We start from the raw sequence: 8,715 nt of genomic DNA, 5'->3' as shown, positions 1-8,715 counted from the left end.
TAGCCGCGCGGTCCGCTCCACGAGCTGCGCCACATCTGCGGAATGCCGCGGTACGCAAGTCGCTGTTGCCGTAGGTCCCGCGCGGAGCCTACAAACGGGCCATGCCACCAAACGACACCACACCCGCCCGCCCTGCCTGGTACTTCCCCGAATACGCGCCCGTCGGCGTCGACTTGGGCAGCAAAGCCGCAGTCGCCGCCTACGACCGCAACCAGGGCACGGACCCGCGAGCCGATGACGCGCTGCTGGACCGCTTGGGCGTCACCGGAGATACCCGACTGGTCGATCTCGCGTGCGGTACCGGATCGCTGGTCGTCCAGGCCGCACGGCGCGGGGCCGCCGCACACGGTGTGGACGTCTCCGAGGAAATGCTGGCCTTCGCCAAGGCGCGCGCCGACAGGTACGGCGTCGCACCGCGATGGCACCACGCCGGCTTTCTCGACTACACCCACCGTGGTCCTCTCGCCGACGTGGTCACCACGAAGTCGGCCCTGCATCAACTGCCGGACTTCTGGAAGCAGCAGGCGCTGCTCAACGCGGCCGGGATGCTGCGTCCCGGCGGGACCTTCCACCTGTGGGACGTGATCTTCAGTTTCGAGCCGTCCAGCGCGGAGACGCACCTGCGGCAATGGATCGACACCGCCGGCCGGCCGGACGGCGAGGGCTTCACCAGGGCCGACTTCGAGGCCCATGTGCGTGAGGAGTTCTCCACCTACGCCTGGATCGTCGAGGGCATGCTGCAACGAGCCGGGTTCGACGTCGTCTCCCGCTCCTTTCCCCGCCCCACCCATGCGGAGTTCTGCTGCCGCCGCCGGTAGCCACTCAGGCCGCGTCTCGTCCGGCTGCCGATCAGGCGGCCCGCACGAGGAGCGGTGGCACAGATGAGTGGTGCCACAGAGACGTGTGACACGAAGGCGTGGTGACACAGAGGAGCCGTGACCCCGCTGGATCCGCCGCGGCAGCGTCCGGGCGGCGCCACCCCGCGGCATGCCCGCCGCGAGGTGCCGCCGGCCGAGCCGTTCGCCGTGGTCAGCAGCGGGCAGGTGCCGAGGCGTCCTGGTCGAGGAGGAGGGGGGCGGCGGTCGCGGCCGTCACCTCCCCCACGGTGACGCCCGGAGCGGTCTCCGCCAGGCGCAGGCCTTCGGGGCTGACGTCGATGACGGCCAGGTCGGTGATGATCCGGTCCACCACCCGGCGACCCGTGGCGGGAAGGCTCAGTTCCTCGACGATCTTCGGGCTGCCGTCCTTGGCGACGTGCTCCATCACGACCATCAGCCGGCGGGCACCGTGCACCAGATCCATCGCACCGCCCATGCCCTTGACCATCTTGCCGGGGATCATCCAGTTGGCCAGGTCGCCCCGGGCCGAGACCTGCATGGCGCCGAGCACGGAGACGTCGATGCGGCCGGCCCGGATCATGCCGAAGGAGAGGGCCGAGTCGAAGTAGGCGGTGCCGGGGACGGTGGTCACCGTCTCCTTCCCGGCGTTGATCAGATCCGCGTGCTCCTCGCCGTCGTGGGGGTAGGGGCCCACGCCCAGGATGCCGTTCTCGGAGTGCAGCACCACGTGCACCCCGTCCGGCAGGTGGTTGGGGATCAGGGTGGGCAGGCCGATGCCCAGGTTGACGTACTGGCCGTCGCGCAGCTCACGGGCGGCGCGGGCGGCGAGCTGGTCGCGGTCGAGCGGCATGGTCACTTCTCCTCGGAGTCGGTGCGCACGGCGGCCGGTTCGGCGCCGGTGCGCGCCGGGCGCACGGTGCGGCGCTCGATGCGCTTGTCCAGCGAGGCGTCGGCGGCGACCACGCGGTCGACGTACACGCCCGGCAGATGGACGGTGTCCGGCGGCAGTTCACCGGCCTCGACGAGGCGTTCGGTCTCCACGACGGTCACCCGTCCCGCCATCGCGCACAGCGGGTTGAAGTTGCGTGCCGCCGCGTGGAAGAGGCAGTTGCCGTGCCGGTCGGCGACCGCTGCGCGCACCAGGGCGAAGTCGGCCGTGATGGCTTCCTCCAGCAGGTAGCGGCGGCCGCCGAACTGCCGTGTCTCCTTGGGCGGGGAGGCCAGCGCGACGCCTCCGTCGGCGCCGTGGCGCCAGGGCAGGCCGCCCTCCTCGACCTGGGTGCCCACCCCGGCCGGGGTGAAGAACGCGGGGATGCCGGTGCCGCCGGCCCGCAGCCGCTCGGCGAGGGTGCCCTGCGGTGTCAGTTCCACCTCCAGCTCGCCGGCCAGGTACTGGCGGGCGAACTCCTTGTTCTCACCCACGTAGGAAGAGGTCATCCGGGCGATCCGGCCGGAGCGGAGCAGCAGTCCCAGCCCCCAGTCGTCGACACCGCAGTTGTTGGACACCACCCGCAGGCCGGACGCGCCCGTCTCGGCCAGCGCGGCGATCAGCGTCGACGGTATGCCGCACAGGCCGAACCCGCCGACCGCGAGTGTCGCACCGTCAGGGATGTCCGCCACTGCCTTCGCGGCCGCGGCCATCACTTTGTCCATGCCGTTCCCTTCCCCGTGGGGGTGTGTCGCCTTCGTCGTCGTCCCGGCCTGCCCACCACATCGCGACCAGGGCCGGGTGGTGCTCACCTTTTCCCGGGCCGGCTGCCACGGACCATGTGCGCCGGCGCTATGACTGGGCCTTGAAGAACGGTGATCGGCACCATGCCGCCCGTCGTACGGCGCTCCTAGGGTTCCGGCAATCACGCACCGCGCTCCCGTCGTCGCGTACGAGGCCGCCGTCCCGGACGGGGCCCGCGGAACCCGGCGACGGGCGGGCGACACACTGTCAGGAGCCGATCGTCATGCGTTCCCGCCTCACGGACACCTTCCGAAGCAGATCTGTTCGCGCCCTCTCCCTGATCGCCCTCGGCGCCCTCGTCGCGGGCTGCTCCTCGGCCGGCACCGCCGGCACCGAGTCCGCCGGCGCGGCCGGTAGGTCCGCGCCCGTCGACGTGGGACTGGTCTACTCCCGCAGCGGGCTGCTGGCCGCCTACGGCAAGCAGTACGAGGAAGGCTTCAAGGCGGGTCTGGCGTACGCCACGCACGGCACGAACAAGGCCGGCGGCCACCCGATCCGGGTCACCGAACAGGACGACGCCGGTGACCCCGCGAAGGCGGTCGCCGCGGCCAAGACCCTCGTCGGCAAGGGCTACAAGATCCTCGCCGGCACCACCGACTCCGGTGTGGCCCTGCAGATGGCACCGCTGGCCGCGCAGAACAAGGTGCTCTACGTCAGCGGCCCCGCGGCCACCGACGCGGTCACCGGCGTCAACGCCTACACCTTCCGCTCGGGCCGGCAGTCCTACCAGGACATCCTCGCGGCCGGGACGCTGCTCGGTGACGCCAAGGGCAAGAAGGTCACCGTGCTCGCCCAGAACTCTGCCTTCGGGCAGGCCAACGTGGCCGCGGTGAAGGCCGCCCTGGGCCCCAAGGGCGCGCACGTCGGCTCCGTGCTGGCCCCGCCGAGCGCCACCGACCTCACGCCCTTCGCCCGCCAGACCAGGGCCGGCAGACCGGACCTGGTGTTCGTCGCCTGGGCCGGCGCCACCGCCCCCGCCCTGTGGACCGCGCTGAACCAGCAGGGCGTGCTGGACGCGAGCAAGGTCGTCACCGGGCTCGCGGGCACCGCCTCGTACCCGATCTTCGGTTCGGCCGGCTCCAAGGTCGCCTTCCTCGCCCACTACTTCCCGGGCGCCGGCGGCGGCAACCCCGTGGAGAAGGCCATGCTCGACGGCATCGCCAAGGCCGGTGGCACCCCCGACCTGTTCAGCCCGGACGGCTTCACCGCCGCCCAGATGATCGTGCACGCCATCGAGTCCGGCAGCGCCACCGACACCACGGCCATGGCCAAGGCACTGGAGGGCTGGACCTTCGACGGCCCCAAGGGCAAGGAGCAGATCCGCGCCGAGGACCACGCCCTGCTGCAGCCGATGTTCACCGCCCGGCTCAAGGGCAGCGGCGCCGCCGCACGGCCCGAGCTGATCGACAGCCTCCCGATGACAGCCGTCGCACCACCGGTCGCGAGGACGGCGGGCTGAGACGATGTCCTCCTCGAACACGACGTCACCGAACGCCGCCGGGGCCGCGGACGCCGGGCAGGCCCGCGCCCTCCCGGCCCCGGTGCTCCGGCTGCGGGACATCGGCTGGACGGTCGGCGGCGCGACCATCGTCGACTCCGTCTCCTTCGACGTCCGCGAAGGCGAGTTCCTCGCCTTCATCGGCCCCAACGGCGCGGGCAAGACCTCCCTGTTCAACCTGGTCAGCGGAGTCAGCCCGGTCTCCCGGGGCACGATCGAACTGGACGGCCGCGACATCACCGCGGAGGCCGCCTACGCCCGGGCCCGGCGCGGCCTCGGGCGCACCTTCCAGACCTCCAGCCTGTGGCCGGGCATGACGGTCGCCGACCACGTGGGACTCGCGGCCCAGGCCGCCGACGGCGGCTCGTACCAGGTGTGGCGCCGCGCCGGCACCGACCCCGAACGGGTCGGGCGGGTGCTGGCCCGCACCCAGCTCACGCACCGCGCCGACACCTGCGCCGACGCCCTCTCGCACGGCGAGAAACGCAAGCTGGAACTCGCCGTCCTGCTCGTCGGAGAGCCCCGGCTGATGCTGCTGGACGAGCCGATGGCGGGCGTCAGCGCCGAGGAGGTCCCCGCCCTGACCGACCTCATCCGGTCGCTGCACAAGGAGGAGGGACGCACCGTGCTCATGGTCGAGCACCACATGGACGTGCTGCTGGACCTGGCCGACCGGCTGGCCGTGATGCACCACGGCACGCTGCTGGCGCTGGACACCCCGCCCTCGGTGATGGCCGACCCCACCGTGCAGCAGGCCTACCTCGGGGAGGAGTTGTGACCGCCGTTCCCGCCCCCCTGCTCACCGTGCGCGATCTGCGGGTCGTCATCGGGGGCAGGCACATCCTGCACGGCGTCGACCTGCAGGTGGCCGCCTCGGGCACCACCGCCCTGCTGGGCCGCAACGGCGCCGGCAAGACGACCACCGTGCGCGGCATCCTCGGACTGGTGCCCCGCACCGGCAGCGTGCTGCTGGCCGGCGAGGAGACGGTGCGCCTGGCCACCCACGCCCTGGTGCGCCGGGGCATCGGCTACGCCCCCGAGGACCGCGGCGTCTTCGCCTCCCTCAGCGTGGCCGAGAACCTGCGTCTGGCCGAGCGGCCCGGCGCCGGGGAACCGGCCTACGACCTGGTCCACGAACTCTTCCCGGAGCTCGAGCGACGCGCCCGGCAGCCCGCCGGAACCCTGTCCGGCGGCCAGCAGCAGATGGTCGCCATCGCCCGCACGCTGCTCAACGGCAACCGGCTGATCATCGCCGACGAACCCACCAAGGGCCTCGCGCCCAAGGTGGTCACCGAGGTCGCCCAGGTGCTGGAGCGCGCCGCCGAGGCGGTGCCGGTGCTGCTCGTGGAGCAGAACCTCGCCGTGGTGCGCCGCCTCGCCCGTACCTGCGTGGTCCTCGCCGACGGCCGCACCGCCCACCAGGGGCCGGCCGCCGACCTCCTCGCCGACGCCGAGGCCGCCCACCGGCTGCTCGGCGTCGGCAGCACCGCAAGGCCGACGGCCGGTGCGCCCGTTCGCACCGCGGCGCTCCCCGCCGCCCGGACCACGGAGGCGGACGCCTGATGTCCACCGTCGTACTGCTCGTCTTCACCGGACTGGGCCTGGGCGCCCTGTACTTCCTGGTCGCCTCCGGCCTGTCGCTGATCTTCGGGCTGATGGACGTGCTCAACTTCGCCCACGGCGCCCTGCTGTCCGTCGGCGCCTACGGCACCTGGTGGGCCGCTTCCGGCCACCTGCCCGGTGCCGGGTCCTCCGGCGCCGGCTTCGGCCTCGCGGTCGTCTTCGGCACCGCTGTGGGCACCGTCGCCGCCGTCGTGCTCGAACTCGCCGTGATCCGCCCGCTCTACACCCGCCCCCGCGAGCAGATCCTCGCCACCGTGGGCGTCGGCCTGGCCGTTCCGGCCCTGCTGTCCGCGATCTGGGGATCCGACGCCCGCCCCTTCCCCGGACCGAAGGCGCTGGCGGGAACCTTCGCCGTGCTGGGCGCCGAAGTGCCGCTCAACCGCCCGGTGCTGATCGGCGCGGCGCTGCTCGTGCTGTCCGCGCTCAAGCTGTTCCTGGGCCGGACCCGGCACGGACTGGTCGTCCGCGCGGGGGTGGAGGACCGGGCGATGGTCACCGCGCTGGGCATCGACGTGCGCAAGGCCTTCACCCTGGTCTTCGCCATCGGCGGTGCGGCGGCGGCCCTCGGCGGCGCCCTGGGCGGCCTCTACTTCGGCTCGGTCGACCCCGAACAGGGCACGTCGCTGCTCATCTTCGCCTTCGTGGTCGTCGTCACGGGCGGCATGGGCTCGCTCACCGGAGCCGCCCTCGCCTCGGTGGCCGTGGGCCTCGTCCAGCAGTTCGCCAACTACTACACCACCGCCGGACTCGGCGACCTCGCCGTCGTCGTCCTGCTCGCCGCCCTGCTGCTCGTCCGGCCGCGAGGGCTCACCGGGAGGCTCACATGATCACCGCCACCCAGCCGCGCGACGGGGCCCGCGCGGCGGACCGCCCCGCCGCCCCCCGCTCCGAGCGGCTGCGGCGGGCCACCCGCTGGTGGCCCGCCCTGCTGCTGGTGGCGCTGTTCACCGTCCCCTACAGCGCGCTGCCGCTGCCGGGCCTGCTCGACGGGCCGATCGGCGGCCCCGGCAACCTGCAACTGCTGGCCCTGTGCCTGCTCTTCGGCGGCCTGGCCACCGGCTACGACCTGCTGCTGGGCCGCACCGGGCTGCTGTCCTTCGGGCACGCGCTCTACTTCGCCGCGGGCACCTACGTCACCAACACCCTCATGCTGGAAGCGGGGTTGCCGTTCGCCGCCTCGGCGCTGCTCGGCCTGCTCGCGGGCATGGTGCTGTCCGCCCTGCTGGGCGCGGTCAGCCTCCGCGTCAGCGGCATCGGATTCTCCATGGTCACCCTGGCCTTCGCGCAGGCCGCGTCGATCCTCGTCCAGCGCGATCCCGGAGGCGTCACCGGCGGCGAGGAGGGCAGGGCCGCGCCCGCGGACCGGCTGCCCGCCTCGCTGGTCGGCATCGAGCACACCGCCAACCTGTACTGGATCGCTCTCGCCTACCTCGTGGTGGTGCTGGCCGTGGTGGGGTGGGTGGTCCGCTCGCCCATCGGCCGGGTCTGGGAGGGCATCAAGGAGAACGAGCGCCGGGTGGAGGTGCTGGGGCTGCGCCCGTACGGCTTCAAGCTGGTCGCCTTCGTGCTGGCCGGCACCCTGGCCGCGCTCGGCGGGATCGTGTACCTGCTGCTGACCGGCGGCGCCACCCCGCAGACGACCACCTCCGACTTCACCCTGTCGCTGCTGGTGATGGTGGTCCTGGGCGGTTCGGGCAGCCGGTGGGGCCCCATGATCGGGGGCATCCTCTACACCTGGGCCGACCACCGGCTGGCCGACCTGGCCGGATCGAACGCGGTCGCCGATCTGCCCTCCGTGGTCCGGGTGCCGCTCTCGCAGCCGCTGTTCCTGCTCGGCACGCTGTTCGTCGCGGTGATATACCTGCTGCCCGGCGGCGTGGTGCGGCTCCCGGCACGGCTGCGCACCGCCCGTACGTCCCGGCCCGCCGCCGACCGCGAGGAGGTCCTTGCGCCATGACGCCCACTCCGCACAACCACACGACGGCCGGCCGGCCCGGGGCCGCCCCGGCGCACGAGGAGTTCGACGTTCCGGTGCCCGGCGGGCGGCTGGCCGTGTCGCGCTGGCCGGCCGCGGACCCGGGCGCGCCGGTGGTGCTGGCGCTGCACGGCATCACGGCCAACGGCCTGAGCTGGGCGCGCGTCGCCCACCACCTGGCCGGCCGGGCCACGCTGGTCGCACCCGACCTGCGCGGCCGGGGCCGCAGCGGGCGGCTGCCCGGCCCGTACGGCATCGCCGCCCACGCCGATGACATGGCGGCCGTGGTGGACGCGCTGGGCGTGCGGCGGGTGGTGCTGACCGGGCACTCCATGGGCGCCTTCGCGGCGGCCCTGACCGCGGTACGCCATCCGGGCCTGCTGACAGGTCTGCTGCTGGTGGACGGCGGCGTCGGCTTCCCCGTCCCGGCCGGCCTGGACCCCGATGAGCTCATCACGTCGGTGATCGGCCCGGCCATGCGACGGCTGTCGATGACGTTCCCGGACCGGGAGGCCTACCGCGCCTTCTGGCAGGCGCATCCGGCCTTCGCCGGCTGCTGGTCGACGTGGGTGGACGCCTACATCCAGCGCGATCTGGTCGGGCAGGAGCCCGAACTGCGCTCCTCCTGCAGTCTGGAGGCGGTCCGCGTCGACGGCGTGGACCAGCTCGGTGCACAGGTGCCGGGCGCGGTGCACCGGCTGCCCCTGCCCGCCGTGCTGCTGTGGGCGGAACGCGGCCTCATGGACGAGCCGCAGGGCCTGTACGACGAGCAGCGGCTCGGCGCCGCGGGCCTCGATCCGCGCATGGTCCGCACCCGGCTCGTCCCCGGCACCAACCACTACACGATCGTCATCGGCGACGAGGGCGCCCGGGTGGTGGCCCGGCACCTGCTGGCCGCGGCCGGTGCCGGGAAGCCCGAGGAGGCCGGCGGCACGCCGTGACGGGGGACACCTGCTGGGGCATCGGGCATCGGGCATCGGGCATCGGCCACCGGGCATGGGGCGTCAGGCGTCATCAGACGTCAGGTGTCACACCTCGGGCGCCAGCG

9 protein-coding genes are annotated in these 8,715 nt (G+C 73.2%); 7 read left to right on the top strand and 2 right to left on the bottom strand.

The window, feature by feature from the left end; genetic code table 11:
• The first annotated feature begins 101 nt into the window (after positions 1-101).
• Positions 102-818: a class I SAM-dependent methyltransferase gene (locus ACJ9NR_RS00980; protein WP_412490314.1), complete on the top strand. Its 717-nt coding sequence runs from the start codon at positions 102-104 to the stop codon at positions 816-818.
• Between the two features lie 211 nt (positions 819-1,029).
• Here the strand turns inward: ACJ9NR_RS00980 and ACJ9NR_RS00975 are convergent, their stop codons facing one another.
• On the bottom strand, positions 1,030-1,689 hold the full coding sequence (locus tag ACJ9NR_RS00975) for a CoA transferase subunit B (protein WP_412490315.1): 660 nt from the start codon (positions 1,687-1,689) through the stop codon (positions 1,030-1,032).
• A gap of 2 nt (positions 1,690-1,691) precedes the next feature.
• Complete coding sequence (locus ACJ9NR_RS00970) at positions 1,692-2,492, bottom strand: CoA transferase subunit A (protein ID WP_412490316.1); 801 nt, start codon at positions 2,490-2,492, stop codon at positions 1,692-1,694.
• A 302-nt stretch (positions 2,493-2,794) separates the two neighbouring features.
• Here ACJ9NR_RS00970 and ACJ9NR_RS00965 point away from each other — a divergent pair, with 302 nt between their 5' ends.
• The 6 genes from ACJ9NR_RS00965 to ACJ9NR_RS00940 are packed head-to-tail and all read left to right on the top strand — an operon-like array spanning position 2,795 to position 8,608.
• Positions 2,795-4,030, top strand: a complete 1,236-nt coding sequence (locus ACJ9NR_RS00965; protein ID WP_412490317.1) for a substrate-binding domain-containing protein — start codon at positions 2,795-2,797, stop codon at positions 4,028-4,030.
• Between the two features lie 4 nt (positions 4,031-4,034).
• Positions 4,035-4,847, top strand: coding sequence for an ABC transporter ATP-binding protein (locus ACJ9NR_RS00960; RefSeq protein ID WP_412490318.1), 813 nt, complete (start codon positions 4,035-4,037; stop codon positions 4,845-4,847).
• Positions 4,844-5,632, top strand: coding sequence for an ABC transporter ATP-binding protein (locus ACJ9NR_RS00955; protein ID WP_412490319.1), 789 nt, complete (start codon positions 4,844-4,846; stop codon positions 5,630-5,632). The genes ACJ9NR_RS00960 and ACJ9NR_RS00955 overlap by 4 nt, the downstream gene beginning before the upstream one ends.
• Positions 5,632-6,519 (top strand): branched-chain amino acid ABC transporter permease, encoded by an 888-nt coding sequence (locus ACJ9NR_RS00950; RefSeq protein WP_412490320.1) that lies wholly within the window; start codon positions 5,632-5,634, stop codon positions 6,517-6,519. Before ACJ9NR_RS00955 ends, ACJ9NR_RS00950 begins: the two co-directional genes overlap by 1 nt.
• Positions 6,516-7,649, top strand: a complete 1,134-nt coding sequence (locus tag ACJ9NR_RS00945) for a branched-chain amino acid ABC transporter permease (RefSeq protein WP_412490321.1) — start codon at positions 6,516-6,518, stop codon at positions 7,647-7,649. The genes ACJ9NR_RS00950 and ACJ9NR_RS00945 overlap by 4 nt, the downstream gene beginning before the upstream one ends.
• Positions 7,646-8,608 (top strand): alpha/beta fold hydrolase, encoded by a 963-nt coding sequence (locus ACJ9NR_RS00940; protein WP_412490322.1) that lies wholly within the window; start codon positions 7,646-7,648, stop codon positions 8,606-8,608. The genes ACJ9NR_RS00945 and ACJ9NR_RS00940 overlap by 4 nt, the downstream gene beginning before the upstream one ends.
• The last annotated feature ends 107 nt before the right edge of the window (positions 8,609-8,715 follow it).

This window comes from Streptomyces sediminimaris (genome assembly GCF_047049295.1).
GTDB classification, from domain to species: domain Bacteria; phylum Actinomycetota; class Actinomycetes; order Streptomycetales; family Streptomycetaceae; genus Streptomyces; species Streptomyces sediminimaris.
The sequence above is the reverse complement of the archived record's forward strand: the minus strand, read 5'-3'. Positions and strand labels throughout refer to the sequence as shown.